Origin of the sequence: Promicromonospora sp. NPDC060204, assembly GCF_042728455.1 — a bacterium.
Classification (GTDB): Bacteria; Actinomycetota; Actinomycetes; order Actinomycetales; family Cellulomonadaceae; genus Promicromonospora.
In genome coordinates this window covers 1-24947 of the sequence record NZ_JBHWZO010000002.1, presented here as the reverse complement: position 1 = coordinate 24947, position 24947 = coordinate 1, and the positions used below count along the sequence as shown (strand labels likewise).

Sequence of the window (24947 nt, the reverse complement as noted above, 5' to 3'; positions counted from 1 at the left end):
CTGTCCCGGTCAGGCGTCCGCGCGGCAGGCTGGCAGGATGAAAACCATGACCCTCCACCCGCGACCGCGGCGGTCCGGATGGCGGCCCGGCTGGTCGCACCTGCTCGGCGCGCCGTTGTCCTCCGTCACCTGGCGTTCGTACGGCTACCTGTGGTTCATGCTGCTCCTGGCGCCCGTCGCGCTGGCCTACGTGCTGGTCACCCTGGCGGTCACGGCCGGGGCCGCGGTGACGGTCGTCGGGCTCTTCGTGGCAGGCGGGCTCGTGGTGGGCGGGCGATGGTGGGGCGCCACCTACCGCCGGCTGGCGGGCGACCTGCTCGACACGCACGTCGCGGCGCCCCTGCCCCGCCGGACGCGTACGAGCTTCTGGCCGCGGCTCGGCGGAGCGCTGGGCGACCCGGTGGGCTGGCGAGCACTGTTGTTCATGATCGCGGCGTTGCCCGTGACTCTCCTCGGGTCGATCGTGAGTACCGCGTGTCTCGTGCTCGGGCTCGGCGGCGTGACCTACTGGACCTGGTTCTGGTCGCTGCCCCCTGACCTGGCCATGGACAGCCGGTGGCACAACCCGGTAGGCCTGGCCCTCGTCGCCGTGGGCGGACTGGCGCTGCTGGTCCTGTGGCCGTTCGCCCAGTCTGGTTTCGTCGCACTGCTGAAACTCCTGACCAGGGTGCTGCTCGGACCGACGGCCGCCAGCCTGCGGGTCGCGGAGCTGGAGCGCTCGCGCGCGGGCACGGTGGACGACGCGGACGCCCGCCTACGTCGCATCGAGCGTGACCTGCACGACGGCACCCAGGCACGCCTGGTCGCCGTCGGCATGCAGCTCGGAGAGGCACGCGAGCAGCTGGTCTCCGGCGAGACGGGCACCCTGGGCGAGCTGCTCGAGACAGCGCACGCGTCGACCAAGGACGCCCTGGCCGAGCTCCGGGAGCTGGCCCGCGGCATCCACCCGCCGGCCCTGGACAGCGGCCTGGGGGTAGCCCTTGAGACGCTCGCCGCACGCGCGCCGCTACCGGTCACGGCGGACATCGACCCGGCGGTCGAGGCGGGCGGCCGCCTGGCTCCGGCGATCGAGTCGATCGTCTACTTCTCGATCGCCGAGCTGGTCACCAACGCGGCCAAGCATGCGCGCGCGTCGCGGGTCCACGTGCGGGTCGAGGCGGTCGCCGACGGCGGGAGCGGCGTCCTGCACATCCAGGTGCGCGACGACGGCGGCGGGGGCGCGACCGTCGTCGCCCCCGACGGGTCCGGGCTGCGGTCGGGCCTCGCGGGGCTCGCCGAGCGCGTCGGTTCGGTCGACGGCACGTTCGACCTGTCCAGCCCAGTCGGCGGGCCGACCGTCGTGACGATGACGCTCCCTGCGGTGCGCGCCGGCACGACGGGTGCGTACCGCACGGGCACCGGTGGGCGCGCATGACCGGGCCGGACGGCACGCCGTCGGGTGGCCTGCGGGTGGTGCTCGCCGAGGACTCCGGGATCCTGCGCGACGGGCTCGTCGCCCTGCTGGCGCGGCGGGGGCACGAGGTGACGGCCGTGCCGGACGGCGAGAGCCTGGAGCGCGAGGTCCTGCACCTCGCGAGCGAGTCGTCGCTGCCTGACGTCGTGGTGGCGGACATCCGCATGCCACCGACGTTCACCGACGAGGGCCTGCGCACCGTGGTCGCGTTGCGGGAGCAGTTTCCCGAGCTGCCCGTGCTGCTCTTCTCGCAGTACGTGGAGACGAGGTACGCCGGTGTGCTGCTCCAGGGTGACGCACGTGGGGTGGGGTATCTGCTCAAGGACCGCGTCGTCGACGTGGGGGAGTTCGCCCAGGCGCTCGGGCGTGTGGCCCGGGGTGAGACGGTGCTCGACCCGGAGGTGGTCTCCCAGCTCATGGGCGCCGCCGACCGGGATGTCGGCCGGGGGCGACTGTCCGGCAGGGAGCGCGAGGTGCTCGGCCTCGTCGCGCAGGGCCGGTCGAACGCCGGCATCGCGGAGCAGCTGTTCCTCTCCCAGGGCGCTGTGGAGAAGAACGTCGCGGCGATCTTCCAGAAGCTCGACCTGCCGTACGACGCTGCGGACAACCGCCGGGTGCTCGCCGTGCTGCGTTACCTGGGGAACTGAGGTCGCCGTGTCGGCACCACAGGACAGCTCGCACCGAAGATCGACGTCTCGACACGTTCCAGCGTGCGGCGAACCCGGACGCGTTCCCGGCGACGGAGGCTCAGCGGATGCAGCAGCGGGCGGACGGCTTCACGGTAGGCCTCGAGCGACAGCCGCAGGTCCCGCGAGCTCCCGGCGCATCGCGGGCCGTCGTGAACGAGGCCCGGCCCCGTGAGGCCGCCGGCCACCCGGAGGAGCTCGCTGAGCCGCTCGTCCGCGATCCTGCCCGCGCCCAGCGGTGCCACGAGAACCGCGGCGCAGACGGCGCAGAGCGCACCGAGCAGCGTCTCGTGGACGCGCAGGAGGAGCACCGCTGCCGAGAGGGCGCCCTGCAGGGTCAGCGCCATGCTGAGGGCCCCGGTGATGAAGAAGGTCACTGCCCAGTACCTCCTCGGAGGGGTGGAGAAGATTCCGAGGACGAACCCCAGGAGGAGGGCGGCGAGCACAGGCTCGTGGCCGGCAGCCACCACGGCGAGACCGTAACCGACGGGCACGCCGGCTACCGTGCCCACGAGGCGCCGGCCGCTCTGCAGCAGGACGTCCTCGGTGTGCTCGGCCCGGAGGAAGACGACCCAGGCGGTCACGACCGCCCAGTGCCACAGCTGGGGCGACACCAGGTGCCCGCCGACGAGGGCCAGAGCGACGGCCGTCGTCACCTGGAGCGCCTGCCGCGTCGTGCGCCCCGGTCGTACCCACGGCCAGACCGGTGCCGCTCGCGGACTCGTACCGGGGCGGCGGGCGTGGAGGGGCGCCTCGCCCCTCGTCGACACACGTTCCGGACCCGGGCCGCGCGCTGATCCGGCCCGCGCGTCCAGGATCGCGAGCGTTCCGCGGGCCCAGGTCGCGGCGGCGGCCCTCTCCGCCCGGCGGGCGGCTGCTGCCCCTCCGGGGAGCGAGCCCGCCGGTGCCTCGTCCAGGAACTCCTGGACGAGCCGGGTGCAGGCGTGCAGCCTGACCAGTCGTCGCCTCAGCAGGCGCTCCGTGCGGCGTGCGCGAGACCCGGTGTGCCGCGCCGGCTCGGTCGACGCCCTCCGCGCGTCGGACCGGCAGGCCTCGAGCGCCTCGAGCAGGGTCCGGAAGCGTCGGCGCGACCGGACGGGCAGCACGCAGAACCGGGCCGTCGCGAAGGTGGCCGCGGCGACCGCGGCGGCGCCTGTCGCCATCGGAAGGTCCGGTGGCCGAAGTCCGGCGAACTGGGAGAGCAGGTACGCCATGAAGGCGAAGATCCCGAGATCGGTGCCACGCCGTCCGTTGCGACGGGCGTAGGTCCCGACGAGGACGACCACGAGGAGCCCGGCACCCCACGCGGCGGGGACCACGGCCAGCAGAGTTCCGAGAGTGAGGGTCGGCACGGCGACCGAGCTGCCCAGTAGGAGCGCCGTGAGCTGTCGGCGCACGTGATGCTCACTGATCGCCAGAGCCGTCGCCACCGCCATGAACCCGCCCGCGAGCACGCCCTTCTGGGGCGCGCCGAGCGCGACGAGCACGGTCAGCGCGCCGGCCAGACCGAGAACGGTCCGTGCTCCCGCGGACAGTCGCAGCAGTCCCGGGTCGAGCGCCAGGAGCCGCTTCCTGGCCCGTCCGATGCGGGCGTTCGCCACGTTCCCAGAACCTCCGTCGCCGTAGGACGGAGCAAGCGTGGTCCCGCGCGACGCCGAGCGGTATCCGTCAGCCGACTGCCGGCAGGGAGGGAGGTGCCGCCCGCGTGCCGAGGATCACGCGCCCTCGACGACGGTCCGGAGCTGCGATCGCGCAGTGACCCCCAGGCGGGGGAAGCTCCGGTAGAGATGGGAGCCCACGGTGCGGGGGGAGATGAAGAGCCTCTCCCCGATCTCGCGGTTGGTGAGACCGCGGGCGGCGAGCCTGATGATCTGTTGCTGCTGCGGCGAGAGATCGGCGAGTGTGTTGCTCGCCGGCGCGCCGAGGTCGACGCCGGCGGCACGTGACTCCCTCTGTGCCCGCTCGGTCCATGGCTCGGCACCCAGTCGCCGGAAGGTCTCCAGCGCTGAGGCCAGCGGCGCCCTGGCCTCGGCCACACGTCGGCGACGACGAAGCCACTCCGCGAGGTCGAGCCGTGCCTGCGCCCGTTCGAACGGCCAGTGCTCGATGAACGGGTCCTCCAGGGCGGCCCGGAGATGCGGTTCCGCGCTTTCGGGGTCCGCCAGCAGACCGCGAGCCCTGTGGAGGAGCGCACCGAGCCGGGCCGAGACGCCCTCGCCCAGATCCTGCGCCGCGATCTCGACGATCTCAGTGGCCTCCTGCACCTGACCGCTGCGCACCGCGGCGGCCGCGAGGTCAGCGAGGGTGGCGTACGAGGCGTGGTAGTGCAAGGGCCTGTTGTCCTCGGTGAAGGCCGCGCGCAGCTGGTGGTAAGCGGTGTCGTGGTCGCCCTCCGTGGACGCGGCGGCGGCAAGGGCGCGCCGGGCGTAGACGAACACCGAACGGCTCTCCAGAGGATCGACGAGCGCGAGGGCGCGCGCTGCCCGGGCCCGGGCGCCCAGGACGTCGCCCCGAAGCGCGAGCACCATGGCGTCCACCGCTGTCGCGCAGGCCACGGCATGGTCGAGCCCGGCTGCTGTCCCGGTCGCGACGATGCGCTCGCTGACCTCTCGCGCCTGGTCCCAACGCCCTCGCTCCAGGTAGGCCCAGGCAGCCGCGCCGCCCAGGCCGTTCGGAAGGGCGGTTCCCGCGTGCACGGCGTCCTGGGCCAGGTCGAACGTGTCGACCGCCTTCGGCGTCTCGTCCAGGAGCCACGCCGCGATGCCGAGGTACGTCAGCTGCTCCGGTCGGGTCCGCCTCGTGGCGGCGAGCTGCGCGGCCAGCCTCTGCAGGTCCGCGCGCCCGTCGTGCAACGGATCACAGACGATCCTCACCCAGGCCCGCAGCCAGTCCTGACCGGCGTGCTCGGGGACGCTTCGCAGCATGGCGTAGATCGCGTGCCGCTCGGCCTCCCTCCCGGAGTAGAACTGGGCCACGGCGGCGTCCGCGAGGATGTTCAGCGCGCTGTCGGGCCGCGTCGTCGCGAACTGGGCGGCCGCCCGCATCAGTCGAGCGAACGCCGTGGTGTGCCGGGCGGTCAGGACAGTCAGCCGGCTCAGCTGGACGGTTGCGGCGGCCATGAGCGAGGCATCCTCGGTCCGGGTGTGCACCGCCTGCGCCAGGTGCTCCACCCAGGCGAGATCGCCGGTCAGCACGGCACTCCTGGCGGCCTCGGCAAGCAGCCGGCCGCTGTGCTCGGCGTGCGGCGTGAGCTCCGCCGCGCGGTGCAGGGCTTTCCCCGCGGCCGCGGGGCCCCCGCGGCGGCGTGCCTGCTCGGCGGTCCGCTCCAGCAGCTGCGAGATCGCGGCGTCCTGCCCCGTGCAGGATGCGGCGAGGTGCCAGGCATGCCGGTCGGGCTCGTCGTGCAGCATCGCCGCGACAGCCTGGTGGGCTGCACGGCGATCGTCCGGAGCGGCTGTCTGATAGATCGCGGAGCGGACGAGGGGGTGACGGAACCGCACGCGCCTGTCCGTGCGAAGGATCAGCCCTGCCCGTTCCGCGGGCTCCCACACGTCGTGCGAGGTGCCTGGCGGTGTCGGTGCGGGGATGATCGCCGCATCGACGGGGTCCATCGCCGCCAGGCACAGGAGTGCGTGTCGGGTGAGGCGCGGCAGCTCGATCGCCCGCGCGCCGAACACCCGTGCCAGCTCGTCGGTGAGCGGGAGCGGGCCCGCCGAGGTCTGGTGGCCCGCCGGGTCCAGAGCGGCAGCCTTGGACAGCTCGGTGAGCGCGAGCGGGTTGCCGGCCGCCTGCTCGAGGATGTCGGCGCCGAGTCGCGCCGTGGGCCGTGCCGACAGCCCCTCGAGGAGGCGCGACGCCTCGGTGCCGTCGAGGGGTTCGAGGACGGTGACCGGCATGTCACGCTTGGCACCCCTGACCGCGTGCCCGGTCTCGGTGGCCAGCAGCACCGTGACGGCTTCTCCGCCCAGCCGTCGTGCCGCGAAGGCGAGGGTGTCGAGCGAGACCTGGTCGCATCGGTCCGCGTCGTCCAGCAGGAGCACGACCGGCCGCTGCGCAGCCAGGTCGGACAGCAGGTCGAGCACCGCGTTCCCCGTCACCATGACGTCCGGGCTCGCCACGCCGGTGCCCGTTCCGATGGCCGAGCGCAGCGCCGACCTCTGCCGTGCGGGCAGCACGTCGATCCGGTCCGTGACGGGACGGAGAAGCTGGTGCAGTGCGGAGAAGGTGAGTGTCCGCTCGGACTCGCTCCCCTGAGCGCGCAGCACGACAGATCCGCGCGACTCGGCGTGGCGGGCCAAGGCGTCGAGCAGGGTGGTCCTGCCTATCCCGACATCGCCCACGAGCAGCTGCACGGTGCCCGCGCTGCCGGGCTCCTCGACCGCGTGCAGAAGGGGGACCACGCCGTCCGCCCTGGCCGACGTCGCGCTCCGTGAGCTCGTGAGCTGGGCGAAGTCCCAGACCTGGTCCCGATGGCCGGCATGCGGCTCCATGGCGTCTCCTGAAGATCTCGGGGGCCGCTGGTCATCCTACGAGCCCGGCGGTCCGCTGCGGCGCCCACCGGTACGTGCAGTCGGCTGACGGATACCGGCGGAGCGGCCTGTCTTCCTAGGGTCGCGGAACAGGCTTCCGCAGAGACAAGGACCTTCATGTCGCAGATCACCCTCGGGGACGTCACGATCACCCGGGTCTGGGAGTACTTCGGCCCCGTCGAGATGACTCCCGAGACATTCTTCCCGGACAGCTCCAAGGAGGTGTGGGACGGCGCTCCCTGGCTGGCACCGCACTTCGTGGACTCCATGACCAATATCGTGAACTCGGCGATCCAGACCTGGCTGGTGCGCAGCGAGGGCAGGACGATCCTCGTCGACACCGGCGTCGGGAACCACAAGGAGCGTCCGTACTCTCCGGTCTGGAGCCATCTGGAGACGGACTTCCTGCACAACCTCGCCCGCGCCGGCGTCCGGCCCGAGGACGTCGACATCGTGATCAACACGCATCTCCACGTCGATCACGTCGGCTGGAACACGTACCTGGACGGCCGGATCTGGGTCCCCACCTTCCCCAACGCCACGTACCTCATGCCGAAGGACGACTTCGACTTCTGGAACCCGGCCAACAACCACCAGCCTGCCCTCGGCCGCGGCAACCAGAACGTGTTCGAGGACAGCGTTTCTCCGGTGCACCAGGCCGGCCAGGTGCTGCTCTGGGAGGACAGCCACCAGATCGACAAGCACCTGCGGCTCGACGCCGCTCCCGGGCACACTCCCGGATCGTCGACGCTCACGCTGACGTCGGGGACCGACCGCGCCGTCTTCGTCGGCGACATGCTGCACAACCCCGTGCAGCTCCTCGAGCCGGACTCCAACAGCTGTTTCTGCGAGGACCCGGCGCTCGCCCGAGCGACCCGGCGCAAGGTGCTCGGCTGGGCTGCGGACAACAACGTGCTCGTCATCCCCGCACACCTCGGCGGCCACGGCGCCGCGGAGGTCTCCCGCGACGGCAGCGCCTTCACGGTGAAGAGCTGGGCGCCGTTCTCCCTCTACTCGACCGAGCAGGCCTGACACCGATGAAGAGGCAGCAGATGAACAGTGACACCGAGGTCGTCGTCACGACGGAGCGTGGGGCTGTTCGTGGCACCCGCCAGGGCGCCGCGGCCGTTTTCCTCGGCGTCCCGTACGCCGCCGCACCCCGCGGCGCGGGGCGGTTCGCGCCGCCGCAGCAGCATGCGCCGTGGGACGGCGTCCGCGACGCCACCCGGCCCGGCCCCACCGCGCCTCAGGCCGAACGTCGCCTCGGCAGCGTCGACATGTCGCCCTACTTCGGCACCGGCTGGAGCCAGGGCGACGACTACCTGACCGTCAACGTCTGGGCACCCGAGACGATGTCGGGCGACCTCCCGGTCATGGTGTTCGTCCACGGGGGCGGATTCGTCGCCGGGTCGACGAACGCCGCGATCTACGACGGCTCCGCCTTCGCCCGCGACGACGTCGTCCTGGTGACCGTCAATTACCGGCTCGGCATCGCCGGGTTCCTCGACATCCCAGGAGCCCCTGCGAACCGCGGTCTGCTCGACGTCGTCGCGGCGCTGCACTGGGTTCGGCGGAACATCACGGCGTTTGGGGGAGACCCGGGCAACGTCACCCTGTTCGGCCAGTCGGCCGGGGCGACGATCGTCGGCGGAGTTCTCGCGTACCGTCCGGCCTCGGGACTCTTCCGCCGCGCGATCGTCCAGAGCGGCAGCGGGCTCGGCGCCTTCAGCACCGAGCAGGCGGCCCGGGTCACCCGGGCGGCGACCGAGGTTCTCGGGATCGAACCCCAGGTTGACGAGTTCGCTCAGCTCTCGGACGCCCAGCTCGTCGAGGCCGCGTCCCGGCTCGGCGGCATCGACCTGCACACCGAGAGCCACTACGACCCGCTGATCGGGCTGAGCCCGTTCAGCCTGGTCCTGGACGAGCAACCCGCCGCGTCAGTCGCCGCGGGGGCCGCCGCTGACGTGGACCTGCTGATCGGGACCAACACGGAAGAAGGTCACCTCTACCTGGTCCCGGTCGGCAAGTTCGCGTCCTCGGCCGCGGCCGACGTCACGCGTGCTGCGACTGCGTCCCACCCCAGCCCCGTGGACCTCGTCGAGACCTATCGTGCGTCCAGGCCGCGGGCGACCTTCGGTGAGCTGCGGTCCGCGATCATGGGTGACGCCCTGTTCGGCGCCGGCAGCTGGGCGCTCGCCGAGGGGCACGCCGCGCATGCGCCGTCGTCCACGTTCGCCTACGAGTTCGCGTGGCGTTCGGAAGCGCTCGACGGACAGCTGGGCGCCACTCACGCGATCGAGCTGCCCTTCGTCTTCGACACGACCGGCCTACCGGTCCTGAACGGGCCGCACGCGCTGCTCGGTCCCCGCTCCGCCCCGCCCGCGCTTGCCACGCGTATGCACCAGGCGTGGGTGCGCTTCGCCCGAACCGGTGACCCGGGGTGGGTCCGGTACGACGACCAGCGTCGATCCACCATGCACATCGACGCGGAGTGGGCCGAGGTGGAGGACCCACGCAGCGAGGAACGGCAGGCCTGGTCCGTCGACCGCCGCGCGCGGGGGTGACGTCGTCGCCCGGCTGCAGCTACACCCTCAGACCAGCCGGGCCGTGAGCCCTTCCAGCACGATCCCGAGGTGCCGCTCGAATCGTGCGTCGCCGTCGTCGCGCAGGTGGCCGGCCTCTTTGACCAGCGGCACGTCCGGGCCGAGCCAGACGTCCCGTTTGGTGACGGAGTAGCGATCCGGGTCGGTCTCGGCCGACTGCCGACGTTCCTGCTCCTCGATGACGAAGCCGACCACGAAGGCGACGATCAGGTCGGTGGCGTCGTCGGCCTCGGTGAGCGTCAGGCCCTGTGCGGTCCAGCGCGCGAACCAGGGTTCCCGCGCCCGGACGACGTCGGGGTCGGTGATGCGGGTGCCGCTGAACATCCGGGCGCCGTCCCGGTGGAGCAGGAACTCCGTGCGCAGGATGCGGGCGTACGCGGCGAGGTCGGCACGCCACGTGGCGCCCGGCGAGGTCTGCGACAGGGCATTGCTGACCCGCCGCATCACGGTGGTGCTCATCTCGTCGAGCAGTTCCTGCTTGTTGCGCAGGTGCCAGTACAGCGCGGGCGGCCGGACGTCGAGCCGGGTGGCGAGCGCGCGGACGGTGATGCCGTCCATGCCCTTGTCATCGAGCAGCTCGAGTGCGGCCCCCACGATCCGTTCGCGCGTGATGCCCTTGGCCATGGTTGACACCTTAACAAAGTTCAGGCAGCCTGGGCAGGCCAGGAACTGAACTTAGTTAAGGAGAATCTGATGCGTGCTGCCGTCGTCGACAACCCCGGGGAACCGCCCTTCTGCGCCGAGTTTCCCGAGCCGGAGGCTGGGCCGGGCCAGGAGCTGCTGCGCCTGGTCGGCGCCGGCCTGCACCACGTCGTGCGTGGCGTGGCTGCAGGCCGCCACTACAGCAGCGACCACACCTTTCCGATGGTGCCCGGGGTCGACGCCGTGGCCCGGACCGCTGACGGGCGGCTGGTCTACACCGGCTTCGCCCGAGCGCCGTGGGGCACGATGGCCGAGCGGATGGTCACCCCGTTCGAGCTCGAGCTTCCGGCGGGCGCGGACCCGCTCGAGGTAGCGGCCGGCATGAACCCGGGCATGTCCGGCTGGATGGTCCTCGCCGCCCGGCGCAAGGAGGTCGGCCGGCTCGGCACGGTCCTGGTGCTCGGGGCCACCGGAGCCTCGGGAACCCTGGCAGTGCGGGCGGCGCTGGCGTTCGGTGCCGAGCGAGTGGTCGCTGCCGGCCGTGACCCGGAGTCGCTGGAGCGGCTGCGCGGCCTGGGCGCGGTGCCTGTCTCGCTCGCGCACGACGATCCCGACACCTTGGCGGACGCGCTCGCCGATGTCGTCGACGACGCCCCGCCCGCCCTCGTGCTCGATTTCGTGTGGGGCCCGGTCGCCGAGGCCGCCTTCGCCGCACTGGGCCGAGGCGGCATGGCTGCCGACACGCCGGACACCGCCTACGTGCAGATTGGCTCGCTCGCCGGTCCCGAGGCGGCACTGCCCGCGGCCCTGCTGCGCAGTCGCCGCGTCCGGGTCACGGGTAGCGGCATCGGCGCGGTCTCCAGGGCGGACCTGCTCGAGGAGGCGCCCGCCGTCCTCGCTGCCTTCGCCGACGGCACGCTCCAGATGCCGTACACCGCCTACCCGCTGAGTCGGGTCGGGGACGCCTGGGCGCACCGGGGGAGCACCCGTTCCGTCATCGTCCCGGACTGACCACGCACCGACTGGCCGGCCCGGGCGAGCCGCGGCCGACGAAGATCCGAGGAACAGGAGAGCGTGATGCGGAAGCGAGCATTGGTCGTCGGGCTGGGGATCGCGGGCATGTCGGCGGCGATCGGGCTCCGGGCGGCCGGGTGGGCGCCGGTGATCGTCGAACGGGCGCCTGAACGGCGTCAGGGCGGGTACTTCGTCGGGCTGCTGCCCGACGGCAGGCAGGCAGCGATCGACCTGGGCATTGCCCAGGACCTGCACACCCGCAACCCGGCCGGCGGCGGAAACGCCTGGGAACTCGACCGGCGCGGCAACCGCACGCCCGGGCCGGGGTTCCTGCACCAGCCCGGGCGGCCCGCAGCGGTGGTCCGCGGCGACATCGAGGCCGCGCTCTGGCAGGGCCTCGGCCGCCCAGGCGCCGGCCCGCGGATCGACGTGCGGTTCGCCACCACACCTGTCGAGATCAGTGATGAGGGCGCAGCCGTCCGGGTGCTGTTCCGGGATGGCGGGACCGGACAGGAGTATCGCGAGGAGTACGACCTCGTCGTCGGTGCGGACGGGTTGCGGTCCGACGTGCGCCGCCTGGTCTTCGGTCCGCACACGCGGTACGTCCGCGACTGGAACGCCATGATCTGCGCCTTCCAGCTTCCCGGCCAGGTGCCGGGCTACGGCGGCGAGGACAGCATCATCAGTGCCCGTGCGGGCCGGGCGGCCTGGGTGTTCGGCTTCGCCGACCGGGCGCCCACCGCCCTGCTCACGTACCGCACGGCGAGCGTCTCCGAACAGTTCACGGGGGACTGGGTCGAACGGCTGCGCGCCGTCTACTCGGGTATGGGCGACCCGGTCGTGCGGTACGTCCTGGACGAGCTCGAACGAGCGCCCGAGTTCCTGTTCGACTCGGTCGACCAGGTCAGGATGCCGCGGTGGAGCGCGGGCCGGGTGGTGCTGGTGGGGGACGCGGCCTGGTGCCTGAACCTCTACTCGGGCATGGGTGCGACGAGCGCGCTCCGGGGCGGCGCGGAGCTGGGCAAGGTGTTGCGCGACACCCCGGATGACCTTCGCGCCGCGCTGACCGTCTGGGAGTCGAGGCTGCGTCCGTCGATCCTGAGGCATCAGCGGATCGCGCGTCTCAAACAGCAGATGTTCGTTCCGTCGAGCCGGTGGACGGAGGCGGTGCGGTCCTTCGTCCTGCGACTCGGTGGTGCGGCACGCCGACGACAGATGGCCAGGGGGCTCACCGCCGCGCCGGCCGGGAGCGGCCCCGTCGGTCGAAACTCACCAGAAATCAGTTGACTATCGTTAGATCGACAACGATGATCGCTGCATGAGTCGCATAATGTTCATCATGCTCACGCTGTTGATCTTCGGCGGAATCGCCCTCGGCCTGTTCGCCCAGGCCGTGATCCTGCCCGGGATCGCCGCCGACGAGGTCAGGCACTTTCCTCCGTACGAGCCCTATCGCGTGCCGCTCCTGGCCGCCGGGATCGCGGTCATCGCCTGCGCGCAGGTGTCCCTCGCATCCCTTGGGGTCCTTGTTTTTCGCGCCCAGGAGGGCACCTTCTTCCGCCCGGGCACCCAGCTCTGGGTGATCACTATCGGCGCGGCGGTCGGCGCCGCGACGCTGCTCACCGGCGGCTTCTTCCTCTACCTGACGTTCGTGGGGATCCCGATGCCGGACGAGGACATGGGGGAGCTGGGGCTGTGGATGGCAAGCGGGCTGGGATCTCTGGTCGGTGTCGCACTGCTTGGTGTCGTGTTCGTGACTCATCGACTCGTCGAACGTGCGACGGACGCACAGACCGAGCTGGACGGCGTGCTCTGATGGCGATCGTCGTCGAGATCGATGTGCTCCTGGCGAAGCGGAAGATGTCGGTCGGCGACTTCGCTGACGCGATCGGTCTGAGTCCGACCAACGTGTCGGTGCTCAAGAACGGCCGTGCGAAGGCGGTTCGGTTCTCGACCCTCAACGCGATCTGCGAGGTTCTCGATTGCCAGCCGGGAGACGTGCTGCGGTGGGTCGCCGAGAGTGAGGAGCCCGGGGGTCCCTGAACCGATCGGCGCTCTGCGCGAGGTCGGTCCCGCCCTGCCTCGCGACCGACGGGCATGACGAGACGGTCTTCGATGGTCTGCGGCGTGCTCGCGAGATGGATGGAGTCGGCGCGCCTGACCAGGTCGACAGAACTGACTCGAGACCCTCGCCTGACATGGAGAACTGGATGGCATGACGATTGCCGCCGAGTCCTGGAGCACTGAGGGCGGAGAGCGTTCGCGCAGTGACATGCACGCTGAGCTCGCTGGCCGGTACGGCATTCCTGACGGCCGCGTCTTCGCAGGTCACGCCGCCCTTGCAATCAGGTAAGGGCGGGACGATACCTGCCAAGTCCCCCTCCGGACACTTTTTCTCTGGCGTGACCAGGGATGACACGCTGAGAACGACTCTTGACGCTGTGGCGTCGAAGTCGATCTGGACGCCGAGTGCCTCGTAGAGGTCTCGGCGTTCTGTGTCTGTGGCGCGGTTCAGCACCTTAAGGGAGCCGCCCACGATCTGCAGGTCTTTGGTGAGTTGATTGAGATCGACCGCCTCGACCGGGACCTGGGCGGCCGCCAGGCGAACTTCGAGTGCTTTGAGCTCCGCCTCCTTCGTGACGAGCGAGGCAGTGATCGCCTCGGATGTGACTCCGCTCGCGAGGATGCCGACAAGGTTGTCGATCTCCTGCCTCTTCTGGGTGGTCTGCTCGCGGATCCGGACGCGCTTCAAGGCGACCGGTCGCCCGGAGGAGAGCGACGACGATCAGCAGGACCCCGCCACCCTCTATCTGCACAAGATCGTGCAGACCACGATCCCGCTACCTGCGCTCAGCCACTTCGATACCCAGGCCTACCTGCTGCTTCTCCAGCTAGAAGCCACCGCCACCGCGCCGCAGCTCGCGACGCTCATCGGCCGCTGCGCCCAAGTGCGCCGCGAGGGCGGCTCCGTCGATGACATCGGTGTGATCGCTGGCCTCGCCATGGACGACGAACTGGCGTTCGCAACCCGTCTCACACCTCTGCTTTACGAGAAGCTCGGGGGAAATCCGCGCTACATCAAGCGCTTCCTCAACGACCTCCACGTCCGCCAGTCTGTGGCCTCGCGGCGCGGCATCAGCCTGGACGCGGCGGTGGTCGCGAAACTCATGACCCTCGAAGCATTGATGAAGCCAGAGTTCAAGCTGCTGCTCGGCTGGTTCGCCAAAGGCGAGATGCGCGATCAGCTAGGCCGGCTCGAGGACGAGGCCGGCAGGCCAGCACCCGTGGAGACGCCCGTGGAAGGGCATGACAGGTCCAGCGACGCGGCAGGAGCGGACACCGAGCCAATGGAGCGCGGGCGTCGAGCCGCCCGCGCAACGTCGAGCACTACGGATGCGGTGGCTGTGTCTGGGCAGTTCTCGCAGGCCATGGTGCGATGGGCAAAGCTCGCGCCCTCGCTGCGCGGACTTGACCTGTCGCCGTATCTGACCCTTGCCGCGACCTTCGCCGGCATCACTCTGATCGACGACAGCTTGCCGGAGCGGCTGCGTGACATCGCTGCCAACCTCCTCTCGGAGTCCACTCGCCAGCGTGCGTCCGTTACCGATGACGAGCTCGAAAAACTCGGCACCAGCGACGCCACCGACCTGCTGCGCCACATCGGCCGCACCATGCGAGATCAGCCAGCCGGGACTGCTGCACGGATAGGTGACAGGTTGACCTGCCACCTATCCGTGCAGCAGTCCCGATCATGCTCGGGCAGCGAATGGGGTACTGGCGTGACCAGGGAAGAGGCGTTCGAGGGGACAACGTGTCCCTTCCGAGCCTGCTCGCCGCGCGATGGACTGGGCGGCATCGGGCAGCGAGCCCGAATCGTCAACGACACCGGGCTTGTCATCTGAAACCGATCAGTTTACGGTTGGCGGCAGTCGATCGGATCAACGGGCGAGGAGCTCAGATGGCAGCGCGTCGCCGCGTCGCTCTGGTGTCGTGTGCGTCGTCAGGCATCGGCCAAGCGGTCTCGCGCGCCCTCGTCGCTGCTGGGTTCGACGTGGTGGGCGCCGACCGCGGTGGGGCGGTCGTCGACCCTGGGGGCGATGTCGGCGTCGATGGCCTCGACGTGACCAAGGGGGCGTCGATCACCACGCTGGTCGAGCGGGTGGTGGAGCGTTTCGGGTGGATTGACGTCCTGGTCAACACGGCCGTCGTTGGCTCGGAGCGTCCGCTGAGTTCGGGCGCGCGGGCGCAGTGCGACCTCGACAGCAACCTCTTGAGCCTGGTCCGTATGACACAGGCTGTCCTGCCGTTCATGCGCTCTCAGCGCAGCGGCCGCATCATCAACCTCCCCTCGATCGCTGGCTTGGTCGACGGGCCGTACCTGGCCGCTGAGCGAGCGTCCCGGCAACTGGTCGAAGGGTATTCGACGGCGGTGGACCACGAGGTCCGGCAGGACGGCGTGCGCGTGCTCGTCGTCGTGCCCGGGGCGAGCGGTGACGGCTCCCGGCTGGGACGCACGACGGCGGTGACCTGCGCGACGGACGACGCACGCCCGCTGGAGGGCAAGAGACGGCGCATCACAGAACAAGGGGCGGCCAGCCTTCAGGCCGATAGGCCCCTGGCTCTCATCGCGAGAGCTGTTGTGACCGCAGCGACCACGCCTGACCCGCGGCCGCGGTATGCCGCGGCGATACCGGGAGGTCGCCTCGAGGCGCTGGCGCTGAGCCGCGTCGCCCCGGCTCAGATCCGTGCCCCGCACATGTTTGACGCCCCCGTCCGGAAGTACAACCAGCTGCCCGGCTAGCCCCTGTATGGGCAACGGGCACCAGAGGAGCAAAGAGTGACACTCAGTACCGAGGCAACTAATTTCGGTTGGCTGCTCGACAACTTCGTGCGCACGGTCCCGGGCAGCCGGCACACGCTCGTGGTGTCGGCTGACGGCCTGCTCATGGCGATGTCCGACCAGCTCGACCGCACCAGCGGCGACCAGCTCGCCGCGATCGTCTCCGGCATGTCGAGCCTGACCCGCGGAGCGTCGCGTCAGCTCAACGGCGGCAATGTCCGTCAGACGATCATCGAGATGGACAACGGGTTCCTCTTCCTGATGAGCGTCTCCAACGGGTCCGTGCTCGGTGTCGTCGCGGAGGCCACGTGTGACATCGGCCTCGTCGGCTACGAGATGGCCCTCCTTGTCTCTCGCACCGAGGCCACCCTCACCCCGCAGCTGATCTCCGAGATGCGCGGCAACCTGCCCGCCGACGGACACGTGCGGGGTCCCGCGCGGCACTGACACGTTCGCGGAGGACAGGGTTGGGATCCACGGTGTGGCGAGGGGTCCCAGCCCTGTTGGCTCAGAGCGTGGCGGTGGCGGTTTGACCGAGGCTCAGGACGGCGTTGACGAGTAGGTCGGACTGCTGCGCCCGCAGGATACGGCCCGTGTCGAGGATCGTGAGGGGGCTGGTCGCGTGTGCCCGGAAGGTCCGTCCGTGGGCGAGCCATGATGGCGTCGGTCAGCGGTGCTGGTCGGAGCTGTCGTGACGGGCGAACATGCGCCGGGTCGTGAGGTCGGACCCGGTGAGCACGCCGGCGCGACCCAGCAGCCGCCCGTCTTCCCAGTTCGACAGTCCCAGCTCCGGTCGTGCCAGTGCGTACTGGCCATCGACCCAGCGGGTGAACCCGTCGCCCACGAACGGGGCGTTGACCAGGTCGCGGAACCGGGCATGCGCGACGGGGTCCGCCGAGACGAGGGACGCCACGAACTGGGGACTGTATGTGTTGAACAGCGTGACTGCCTCGTCGATGTCGTCGACCACGACGAGGCTCAGCTCCGGCGTGTCCTCCCACTCCCATTCGGTGCCGAGCTCGTCGAGCGGCAGGAGGCTCGCCCGGGGTTCGTCGTACGGACCCTCGGGCCGCCGAACCAGGATGCGGCGCTCGAACTCGACTGGCGGCACCCACTGCTCGCTGCCCCTGGCCACGTGCAGCCTGGCGACGCCGCCTCGGGCGGCAGCGGCCTGGTCTACGGCCTGCAGCAGGAGCGGCACGAGCTCGTCCGCGCGGTCGTGCACGACGACCGCGACATTGAGGGTGTTGCACACCTTCCGGTCCAGGGAGTGTTGCACGACGTCGGCAAACCGCCCGGCATCCGCGCCATGGTCGGCGACCAGCCACGCGCCGCCGGTGCCGTGCGCGCTGACGGGGGTCCCGCTCTGGCGGGCGACGCTGCCGAGCTGGGTCACCGCGGCACCCGAGCCGCGCACCACGGCCAGCGCGATCCGAGAATCGCTGAACAGAGCCCAGCCGGCCGCCCGGTCACGCACGGGAACAAGGGTGATGGCGCCCTCGGGCAGGCCCGCAGAATGCAGGGCCGGGCGCAGGGCTCGCCGGTCGATCGCCTGAGCCGTCGCGAGCGCGTCGCCGCCGATGCGCAGCACCGCGGTATTGCCTGTGGCCAGCACGCCGGCGGCGTCAGCGAAGACGTTGGGGCGGCCCTCGAAGACGAAACCGATCACCCCGAGCGGTGCGGAGACGATCTCGACGGACCAGCCGTCGTGCGCCACCTGCTCGACCAGGTCGGCGGAACCGTCCTCGGGGCGGGCTGCCTGCTGCTCCGCCCAGCCGTGCAAGCCGGTGATCATGTCGTGGCGCATCCGCTCCGAGACGCGCAGCCTGGTCGTCGAGCGGCCGAGCCGCTCCGCGCGGGCCACGTCCTCGGCGTTGGCGGCCTGGATCTGGTCCCACACGGCGTCGTCAGCCAGGGCACCAGCGAACGCGCTGTAGAAGTCGTGGACCGCGCCGGGCTTCGTGGACCGTAGCCGCGTGAACGCATCAACCGCCGCGTCGACCTGGGCCGCCACGGCCGTACGCACAGCCTCCGGGACGTGCAGCAGGGCCCCGGTCGACTGGATCACGTGAAGCTGGTCACCCGCGCGGAAAGCCGCAGCGAGCTCGGCCGGTACCGTCGTGTACCGGTCTCCGCCGAAGGGGATGACGGTGCCTTCGGTGAGGCTGGTCAATGCGGCGATGGTCATCCGGTTGTCCCTTGCTCGTGCTCTGTCGTCTGCGGCGTCAGTGCACGCCTGCGGAATCCAGGAGGCTGCCTACCGTGGGGGAGACGAGCCCTGTCAGGTCATCGACGCCGATCCCGGCACGAGCGCTGGCACCGTCGAAGATCAGCATGAGCTGCCGGGACAGCAGGTCGGGATCGCTCGCCCCGCCCCGCTCGGCCTCGGCACGGAAGAACCTGGCCAGGCCGTCCTTCACGCCGCGCGCCACCCGGCTGGCAGGATGGGTGGGGTCCTTGAGCTCGATCTGGACGGCCAGGTACTGGCAGCCGTGGTAGCCGGGAGTGGCCGACTGCGACTCCAGCCGACCGAAGACGTGCAGGATTCGCTCACGCGGCGACCGGTCGTCGTCCGCGGTTGGCAGGAGCCACACCGTGTAGGCGGGCGCGCCCTGCTCCAGGCTCGCCGCCAGCAGCTCGTCCTTGCTGTCGAAGAGCTGGTACATGGAGCGCTTCGACACTCCCGCCTCCTGGCACAGCGCCTGGATGCCAACACTGATGCCTTCACGGTAGGTCAGTAACGCTGCCGCCTCCAGCAGGCGCTCTCGAGGGCCCGCCTTCGCCTCCGTGGTGGTCATACGGTGAGTCTAGTCACGCAGAACCAGAGCGGAAACTGATCGGTTTATGCGGTGCAGAAGGTCACGTGCCAGTCGAGCGACGAACTGAGCCAGGACGAGCGTGACGACTGGGCCGGCACACCGCCTTCGGGCGGACGAACTGGGCTCCTGCACGGTCATGTCCGGAAGGATCCGGTCCGGCTCTCGCTCCTGCGCCGGTTCGTCCCAGCGAAGTTCTGCGGTCGGACGGCTGGGACGACCCGACCAGCTGTGCAAGATCTTCAATGGGTAGGCCATGTGTGGGCTTCGGACGACGGAGATGTCCTCATGCGCTTCCACGGCGAACACCAGATCGGGCGAGCGCCTCTTTGCACGACCCGCTCCATGTGGCTCCCGCCCGGCGTTCCCCATGCTTGTGGCGAGCTTCTAAGTCGCTACACCGGCATGGACGGGCCGTCAGGCGAGAACTTGGAACTTCTGATCCCGGCGTCGGGCGCCGGCGCGCTGCTCGTGGAGCTTGCCCCGCCGTGGAAGCTGTCCCGCTCACCGCGAGCGATGACGTCACTCCGGCAGGAGCAGCCGTACCTGGTCCCGGATCTCGCGCACGACGTCGTCGACCGGCATGGCGGCGTTGAAGGACACGGCCATGCTCAGGAACATGATCGCTGAGACGATCCGCGCTCGTGCCGCGGCGTCGTGCGCGGGGAGGCGTCCGTCGCGCTGCAGGACGGCGGCGATCGCCTCCTCGGTCTGCGCGCTCAGGCCGAGGGCTTCGCGGTGGTGTGGCTCGGCCGGGTCGCCGAAGACCATCTCGCGCAGATAGGTCCGCCCGTTGTCGACCTGCTTGCGGTTGCACTCCACGACCGGCCGCACGACAGCCATCACCGCGTCCAGCGGATCCGTCACGTTCTCGGCCGCCTGCCGACCCTGGGCGAGGGCCTCGGCGTACGCGGAGTTCTGCACGAGCAGCAGGAGCTCGCCCTTGGTTCTGGCGTAGAGGAACAGCGTGCCCGCTCCGATGTCGGCCTTGTCGGCGATCTCCTGGGTGGTGACGTCGTCCATGCCGCGCTCGGCGAAGAGTTCGGTGGCGGCGGCCACGATGCGTTCGAGCTTCTGCTGCTTGTTCCGCTCGCGCCGGCTGAGGGACGCGGACGGCGACCCGGAGGCGAGTGGCATTGCTGCCCTCCTTCGTTGCTGGTCTGGCTGGCGCTCGGCGCTCATTCTCCCATGGCGACCCGAGGCGCCCCGGTGCCCCGCAGCTTCGGCTAGAACGCGTCGACCGGCCCGCTCCCGGTGAGTCGGTCGGTGGCCGGGTCAGCCGGCGAGGAACTCGGCGGCGACAGGGGCGAACTTCTGGTGGTACTGGAAGATGCCGCCGTGCCCGGAGTCCGGGTAGATGATGAGCGTGGAGTCCTTGATGCGGCGGTGCAGGTCCTCGGAGAGCACGGAGGGCACCATGCGATCGTTGTCGCCGTTGGCGATCAGGGTCGGCTGGGTGATCGTAGACAGGTCCGAGGGGGCTGAGCGCCCGTACTTCCGGATCGCCTTGAGCTGGGTGCGGAATCCCTTCAGTGACATGCCCTCGTCACGGTCGACGGTGCGTTCCTGCAGGCGCTTGACGAACGCCTTCGCCGCGGGCTTGCCGGTGGCATTGCGGTTGAAGAACAGAAACTCCTTCGGGTCCGACCGGGTCAGCGTCGCGCGCAGGATGTCCCAGTAGGTGGTGGCCACGACCTTGTCGATGTCCTTGCCGCCTCGGGGCCCGGTGCCGGTCAGGACGAGCCTGCGGACGAGCTCGGGGTGCTTGACCACCAGGTCCTGCGCGACCATGCCGCCCAGGGAGAAGGCGAACACGTCGATCGTGTCGAAGCCGAGCGCCGATATGAACGTGTGGGCGTCGTCGGCCATCGCCTCGACGTCGTCGGGGACGCTGCCGGTGGAGGCGCCCACGCCCCGGTTGTCGAAGGTGATGACGTGGCGGCTCTGCGCGACGGCGTCGACGATCCGGGGGTCCCAGTTGTCCAGGGTCGCGGCGAGGTGCACGAAGAAGACGACGGGGATCCCGCCCATCGGTCCGAGCTCCCGGTACGCGTAGCTGACGTCGCCCGCGGTGACGGTGCGGGCCGGTGCCTGCGCGTAGGACGTGACGACGGGTTCGTTCGAGCTTTCGTTGGTGGACATGATGTTCCCCTGTTCTTGGATCGTGATGGGTGAGCGGCTCGTTCAGGCTCTGGTGACGACGGCCTTGCCGCGGATGCCGCCCCTCTCGAGGGACTGCACGGCCTGGACGGTCTGGCCGAAGTCGAAGACGCGTCCGACGACGGGGCGCAGCGCGCCGCTGTCGACGAGGGCGGTGATCTCGCGGAGCTGGTCGCCGCTGGCGCGCATGAAGAGGAACTCGTAGGTCACGCCGAGGCGCTTGGCCTGCCTGCGGATCTTGCCGCTGATCCCCGCGATCGCGAGGCGCAGTACAGAGTTCAGGCCCACCTCTTTCGCAAAGGCGGGGTCGGGCGGCCCGGCGATCCCGATCGCCTTGCCGCCGGGGCGCAGTACTCGCAGGGACTTCTCCAGGTTCTGGCCGCCGAGGCTGTCCAGCACGAGGTCGTACCCGTCCAGGAGCTGCTCGAAGTCCTGGGTGCGGTAGTCGATGACGCGGTCGGCACCCAGCTCGCGGACGAAGTCGGCGTTGCCGCCACTGACCGTCGTGGCGACCGTCGCGCCGAGGTGCTTGGCAAGCTGGATCGCGATCGTCCCCACGCCGCCTGCGCCGGCGTGGATCAGGACCCGCTGACCGGGCTGGACATTGCCCCTCTCGACGAGTGCCTGCCATGCGGTCAGGGCCACCAGCGGGAGCGACGCGGCCTCCTCGATGCTGACCGAGGCCGGCCTGAGCGCCAGGTCGGTCTCGGCCACGGCGATCCGCTCGGCGAAGGTCCCGATGCGCTCCTTGTCGGGCCGGGCGTACACCTGGTCGCCGAGCCCGAATCCCCGCACCTTGCCGCCGACCGCGATGACGGTTCCGGCGACGTCGTTGCCCAGGACCTGCGGCAGCTCGTACGGGAGAATCTGTTTGAACTCGCCCGCGCGGATCTTCTCGTCGAGCATGTTGAGCCCTGCGGCCTGTACCTGGACGAGCACGTCGTGCTCCCCGACCACGGGCTCCGGGACGTCTGCCTCCTGGATCGGTCCTTTGTACTTGCGGACGACGAACGCGCGCATGGTGCTCTTCCTTCTCGTTCTGGTGACTTGGTCTGGTGGTTTGTCTGGTCGTCCGGTCTGAGGCGGCCACGGGCCGGCGGTGACTACCGGCGGAGGAAATCCCGTGCTCCGGCGACGAACTCCCGGTGGTACTGGAAGACGACGCCGTGCCCGGAGTTCGGGTAGACCGTGACGGCGGCGCCGGGCAGACGCCGGGCCAGCGCCGTGGCGTTGGCGGGCGGCACCATCCGGTCGCTGTCGCCGTGCACGATGAACACGGGTCCGGTGAAGGCCGTCAGGTCGGCGGGCTCCTGCATGCCCCACTGGCGTACGGCGGCCAGCTGCGCCTGATACACGCCAGGAGCGACCGGCCTGTCGCGTCCTGTCGTGCGTTCCTTGAGCCGCGCGAGGTAGGTGCGGGCGGCGTGCTCTCCCTCGGTGGTGCGGGTGAAGAAGAGCAGTGTTTTCGGGTCGTTGACGGTGAGTCCGGCGCGGAGCACGGTCCTGACAATGACGGCGGTCATGGCGGTCAGCCCGGGCCCACCGGCGGGGCCCGCACTCGCGAGGATGAGCCGGTCGATGAGCCGTGGCGCCTGCGCGGCGACGGCCTGGGCGACCATCCCGCCCATCGACAGGCCGAACATGTCCACGCGGTCGTGACCGAGCGCCCGGATCACGGCCACGACGTCGCCGGCCATCTCCTCGACCGAGGTGCGCACGCGTCCGCTGGAGCCACCCACACCGCGGTAGTCGACGGCGATCACGCTGCGGTCGCGTGCCAGTCCGTCGACGATGCGCGGGTCCCAGCCGTCGAGGTTCGCCCCGAGGTGCGTCAGCAGTATCAGCGGGATCTCGGTCTGCGGGCCGAGCTCCCGGTAAGCGAACACGGCGTCGCCCGCCGCGACCGTCCTCGTCGGAGCGTCCGCGTAGCTCTGGGCCGTCCCTTGCTGCGGCATGTCGTTCTCCTGGTTCTCGTCCAGCCCGGCTCATGTGAGCATGGTCAATAATGAGCACGCTCAGAAAAACTTGTCAAGGGGGCGTGTGGGGCGCTCGCCGATCGAGCGCCGGGGAGCGGGGGTTGCCGGCGAGGATCTCCTCGCCTGACCTGCCCGGTCGCCGGCGGGAACAAATTATGACTATGCTCAGTTATGAGCGCAGTCACTACTGCACGTGGGCTGCAACCGTCGCGGCAGTGGCGGCCACTCAAGACCGATCGACGTAAGGACTCGTACCCATGGCCTTGTCAACTTCCCTCTGGCAGCCGTTCGCCCTCGGCCGCGTGGAGCTCGCGCACCGGCTCGCACTGGCGCCGATGACCCGCAACCGGGCCAACCCGGACGGCACGCCCGGCGAGCTGGCCGCCGAGTACTACGGGCAGCGGGCCGGGCTCGGCCTGGTCATCACCGAGGGCGTCCAGCCCTCGGAGGACGGGCAGGGCTACTTCAACACCCCCGGCATCTACACCCCCGAGCACGTCGAGGGGTGGCGGAAGGTCGCCGACGCCATCCACGCCGGTGGCGGGTCGCTGTTCATCCAGCTGATGCACGTCGGCCGCATGTCGCACCCGGATAACACCCCGCACCACCGCCAGCCCGTTGCACCGTCCGCCATCTCCGCCGAGCAGGACATGTTCACCGCGACCGGACCGCAGAGGACACCGGTGCCGCGCGAGCTGACCGTCGAGGACATCCAGACCGTGATCGGCGAGTTCCGGCACGCGGCGGCGTCCGCGATCGCCGCGGGCGCGGACGGGGTCGAGATCCACGGCGCGAACGGGTACCTGCTCCACCAGTTCCTCTCCCCGAACGCGAACCACCGCACCGACCAGTACGGCGGATCGGTGGAGAACCGGTCCCGGTTCGTGGTCGAGGTCGCCCGAGCGGTGGCCGACGAGATCGGCGCCGACCGGACCGGCATCCGGATCTCGCCCGCCTTCCCCCTGGGCGGGATCGACGAGGGCGACGTGGAGAGCGTCCGCGCGCAGTACCGGCACCTGGTCGGCGAGCTCGCCCCGCTGGGGCTGGCGTACCTGCACGTGCACCACCTCGGCGACGACGACCTGCTGCGCTCCCTCCGCGACCTGTGGACCACGGCGGTACTCGTGGTCCGGTACGGGCGCGGCCGTGAGCAGATCGCCGACGACATCGACACCGGGCTTGCCGACATCGCGCCTCTGGGCCGCTTCGCCCTGGCCAACCCCGACGTCGTCGAGCGGCTGCGCACCGACGCGCCGCTGAACGAGCTCGACCCGGCCACCCTGTACGGCGGCGGCGCGGCCGGATACACGGACTACCCAGCCCTCACGCACGCCTGACCCCGCATCCAGATCCCTCGGAAAGTAGAAGCCAATGCCTTCACTCAACGGAGCCGTCGTCCTGGTCACAGGAGCCAACGGCGGAATCGGCACCCAGTTCGTGCGGCAGGCCCTCGACCTCGGCGCGGCCAAGGTCTACGCGACCGCCCGAAACCCCCGCACCTGGGACGACGAGCGGATCGTGCCGCTCCTCCTGGATGTCACCGACGCAAGATCCATCCAGGCAGCGGTCGAAGCGGCCTCCGACGTGACCGTCCTGATCAACAACGCCGGTACGTCGGTGTCCAGTGCGGGCATCCTCACCCACACGGACGAGGAGATCCGCCGCAGCGTCGAGACCAACTTCGTCGGCCCGCTGCTCCTGGCGCGTGCGTTCGCGCCGCTCCTCTCGGCGAAGCCGGGCGCGGTGATCATCGACGTCCATTCCGCCCTGAGCTGGTATGCCGTCGCCGGCATCTACAGCGCGACCAAGGCCGCACTCTGGTCCGTGACCAACTCCCTGCGCCTCGAGCTCGCACCCGCAGGGGTGCACGTCGTCGGGGTGCACGTCGGCTGGGTCGACACCCCGATGGCCGCGCACACCACCGACCCCAAGACCGACCCGGCCGACCTGGTGCGTGTCGTGTTCGACGCCACCGAGGCGGGGCAGTACGAGGTCCTTGCCGACGTCACGTCCGTCCAGGTGAAGGCCGGGCTCAGCGCCCCGCTCGAGGCCGTCTACCCCGAGCTGGCGACTGCACAGGCCTAGCGGTCCTGGCGGGGGCACCCGGGGGACCGCGGGCCCGGTACCCCGGGGCGCGGGGCCCCCCAGGCCAAAACCCGGGGCGGGGCCCCACGAGCCGGGCCCGGGGGGGCGGGATAACAAAACCGCGGGGGCCGCACCCACCCCGG

At 70.5% G+C, this 24947-nt stretch carries 22 protein-coding genes; 13 read left to right on the top strand and 9 right to left on the bottom strand.

What is annotated here, in order from left to right:
• The first annotated feature begins 46 nt into the window (after positions 1-46).
• The gene (locus tag ACFWEJ_RS00440; protein WP_377227229.1) at positions 47-1414 is read left to right on the top strand and encodes a sensor histidine kinase; all 1368 of its coding nucleotides are present in this window, start codon (positions 47-49) and stop codon (positions 1412-1414) included.
• Positions 1411-2100 (top strand): LuxR C-terminal-related transcriptional regulator, encoded by a 690-nt coding sequence (locus ACFWEJ_RS00435; protein WP_377227228.1) that lies wholly within the window; start codon positions 1411-1413, stop codon positions 2098-2100. Before ACFWEJ_RS00440 ends, ACFWEJ_RS00435 begins: the two co-directional genes overlap by 4 nt.
• Here ACFWEJ_RS00435 and ACFWEJ_RS00430 read toward each other — a convergent pair.
• Both ACFWEJ_RS00430 and ACFWEJ_RS00425 read right to left on the bottom strand, forming a co-directional pair.
• Entirely contained in the window at positions 2085-3740 is a 1656-nt protein-coding gene (locus ACFWEJ_RS00430) for an FUSC family protein (RefSeq protein ID WP_377227227.1), read from the bottom strand. The two genes, ACFWEJ_RS00435 and ACFWEJ_RS00430, sit on opposite strands and share 16 nt — an antisense overlap.
• Positions 3741-3854: 114 nt before the next feature.
• Positions 3855-6629, bottom strand: a complete 2775-nt coding sequence (locus ACFWEJ_RS00425; RefSeq protein WP_377227226.1) for an AAA family ATPase — start codon at positions 6627-6629, stop codon at positions 3855-3857.
• 156 nt (positions 6630-6785) lie between these two features.
• Here ACFWEJ_RS00425 and ACFWEJ_RS00420 point away from each other — a divergent pair, with 156 nt between their 5' ends.
• Positions 6786-7700 carry an MBL fold metallo-hydrolase gene (locus ACFWEJ_RS00420; protein WP_377227225.1) on the top strand — a complete coding sequence of 305 codons (915 nt, stop codon included), beginning with the start codon at positions 6786-6788 and terminating at the stop codon, positions 7698-7700.
• Positions 7701-7720: 20 nt separating this feature from the next.
• Positions 7721-9232: a carboxylesterase/lipase family protein gene (locus ACFWEJ_RS00415; RefSeq protein ID WP_377227224.1), complete on the top strand. Its 1512-nt coding sequence runs from the start codon at positions 7721-7723 to the stop codon at positions 9230-9232.
• Between the two features lie 27 nt (positions 9233-9259).
• Here ACFWEJ_RS00415 and ACFWEJ_RS00410 read toward each other — a convergent pair whose 3' ends face one another.
• Entirely contained in the window at positions 9260-9895 is a 636-nt protein-coding gene (locus tag ACFWEJ_RS00410; RefSeq protein ID WP_377227223.1) for a TetR/AcrR family transcriptional regulator C-terminal domain-containing protein, read from the bottom strand.
• A gap of 69 nt (positions 9896-9964) precedes the next feature.
• Between ACFWEJ_RS00410 and ACFWEJ_RS00405 the strand changes: the two genes are divergently transcribed.
• The 7 genes from ACFWEJ_RS00405 to ACFWEJ_RS00375 all read left to right on the top strand — a co-directional run bounded on the left by ACFWEJ_RS00405 (position 9965) and on the right by ACFWEJ_RS00375 (position 16214).
• Entirely contained in the window at positions 9965-10924 is a 960-nt protein-coding gene (locus ACFWEJ_RS00405; protein ID WP_377227222.1) for a zinc-binding alcohol dehydrogenase family protein, read from the top strand.
• Between the two features lie 66 nt (positions 10925-10990).
• Complete coding sequence (locus tag ACFWEJ_RS00400; protein ID WP_377227221.1) at positions 10991-12214, top strand: FAD-dependent monooxygenase; 1224 nt, start codon at positions 10991-10993, stop codon at positions 12212-12214.
• 52 nt (positions 12215-12266) lie between these two features.
• Positions 12267-12743, top strand: coding sequence for a DUF2975 domain-containing protein (locus ACFWEJ_RS00395; protein ID WP_377227220.1), 477 nt, complete (start codon positions 12267-12269; stop codon positions 12741-12743).
• The gene (locus tag ACFWEJ_RS00390) at positions 12743-12970 is read left to right on the top strand and encodes a helix-turn-helix domain-containing protein (RefSeq protein ID WP_377227219.1); all 228 of its coding nucleotides are present in this window, start codon (positions 12743-12745) and stop codon (positions 12968-12970) included. Before ACFWEJ_RS00395 ends, ACFWEJ_RS00390 begins: the two co-directional genes overlap by 1 nt.
• Positions 12971-13563: 593 nt before the next feature.
• Positions 13564-14829 carry a P-loop NTPase fold protein gene (locus tag ACFWEJ_RS00385; RefSeq protein ID WP_377227218.1) on the top strand — a complete coding sequence of 422 codons (1266 nt, stop codon included), beginning with the start codon at positions 13564-13566 and terminating at the stop codon, positions 14827-14829.
• Between the two features lie 56 nt (positions 14830-14885).
• A complete protein-coding gene (locus tag ACFWEJ_RS00380; RefSeq protein ID WP_377227217.1) occupies positions 14886-15728 on the top strand; it encodes an SDR family NAD(P)-dependent oxidoreductase in 843 nt (280 codons plus the stop codon).
• Between the two features lie 36 nt (positions 15729-15764).
• Positions 15765-16214 (top strand): roadblock/LC7 domain-containing protein, encoded by a 450-nt coding sequence (locus tag ACFWEJ_RS00375; protein ID WP_377227216.1) that lies wholly within the window; start codon positions 15765-15767, stop codon positions 16212-16214.
• A gap of 220 nt (positions 16215-16434) precedes the next feature.
• On the opposite strand, the gene ACFWEJ_RS00370 is transcribed toward ACFWEJ_RS00375, so the two are convergent.
• The 6 genes from ACFWEJ_RS00370 to ACFWEJ_RS00345 all read right to left on the bottom strand — a co-directional run bounded on the left by ACFWEJ_RS00370 (position 16435) and on the right by ACFWEJ_RS00345 (position 22698).
• The gene (locus ACFWEJ_RS00370; RefSeq protein WP_377227215.1) at positions 16435-17955 is read right to left on the bottom strand and encodes an aldehyde dehydrogenase family protein; all 1521 of its coding nucleotides are present in this window, start codon (positions 17953-17955) and stop codon (positions 16435-16437) included.
• A gap of 37 nt (positions 17956-17992) precedes the next feature.
• Positions 17993-18565 (bottom strand): TetR/AcrR family transcriptional regulator, encoded by a 573-nt coding sequence (locus ACFWEJ_RS00365; protein WP_377227214.1) that lies wholly within the window; start codon positions 18563-18565, stop codon positions 17993-17995.
• Positions 18566-19105: 540 nt separating this feature from the next.
• On the bottom strand, positions 19106-19720 hold the full coding sequence (locus ACFWEJ_RS00360) for a TetR/AcrR family transcriptional regulator (RefSeq protein ID WP_377227213.1): 615 nt from the start codon (positions 19718-19720) through the stop codon (positions 19106-19108).
• Positions 19721-19858: 138 nt separating this feature from the next.
• Positions 19859-20725 carry an alpha/beta fold hydrolase gene (locus tag ACFWEJ_RS00355; RefSeq protein WP_377227212.1) on the bottom strand — a complete coding sequence of 289 codons (867 nt, stop codon included), beginning with the start codon at positions 20723-20725 and terminating at the stop codon, positions 19859-19861.
• A 42-nt stretch (positions 20726-20767) separates the two neighbouring features.
• Complete coding sequence (locus ACFWEJ_RS00350) at positions 20768-21763, bottom strand: NADP-dependent oxidoreductase (RefSeq protein WP_377227211.1); 996 nt, start codon at positions 21761-21763, stop codon at positions 20768-20770.
• A gap of 83 nt (positions 21764-21846) precedes the next feature.
• On the bottom strand, positions 21847-22698 hold the full coding sequence (locus tag ACFWEJ_RS00345) for an alpha/beta fold hydrolase (RefSeq protein ID WP_377227210.1): 852 nt from the start codon (positions 22696-22698) through the stop codon (positions 21847-21849).
• Between the two features lie 278 nt (positions 22699-22976).
• On the opposite strand from ACFWEJ_RS00345, the gene ACFWEJ_RS00340 reads away from it, so the two are divergent.
• Complete coding sequence (locus ACFWEJ_RS00340; RefSeq protein ID WP_377227209.1) at positions 22977-24056, top strand: alkene reductase; 1080 nt, start codon at positions 22977-22979, stop codon at positions 24054-24056.
• A gap of 34 nt (positions 24057-24090) precedes the next feature.
• Positions 24091-24804 carry an SDR family oxidoreductase gene (locus ACFWEJ_RS00335; protein WP_377227208.1) on the top strand — a complete coding sequence of 238 codons (714 nt, stop codon included), beginning with the start codon at positions 24091-24093 and terminating at the stop codon, positions 24802-24804.
• Positions 24805-24947 lie beyond the last annotated feature (143 nt).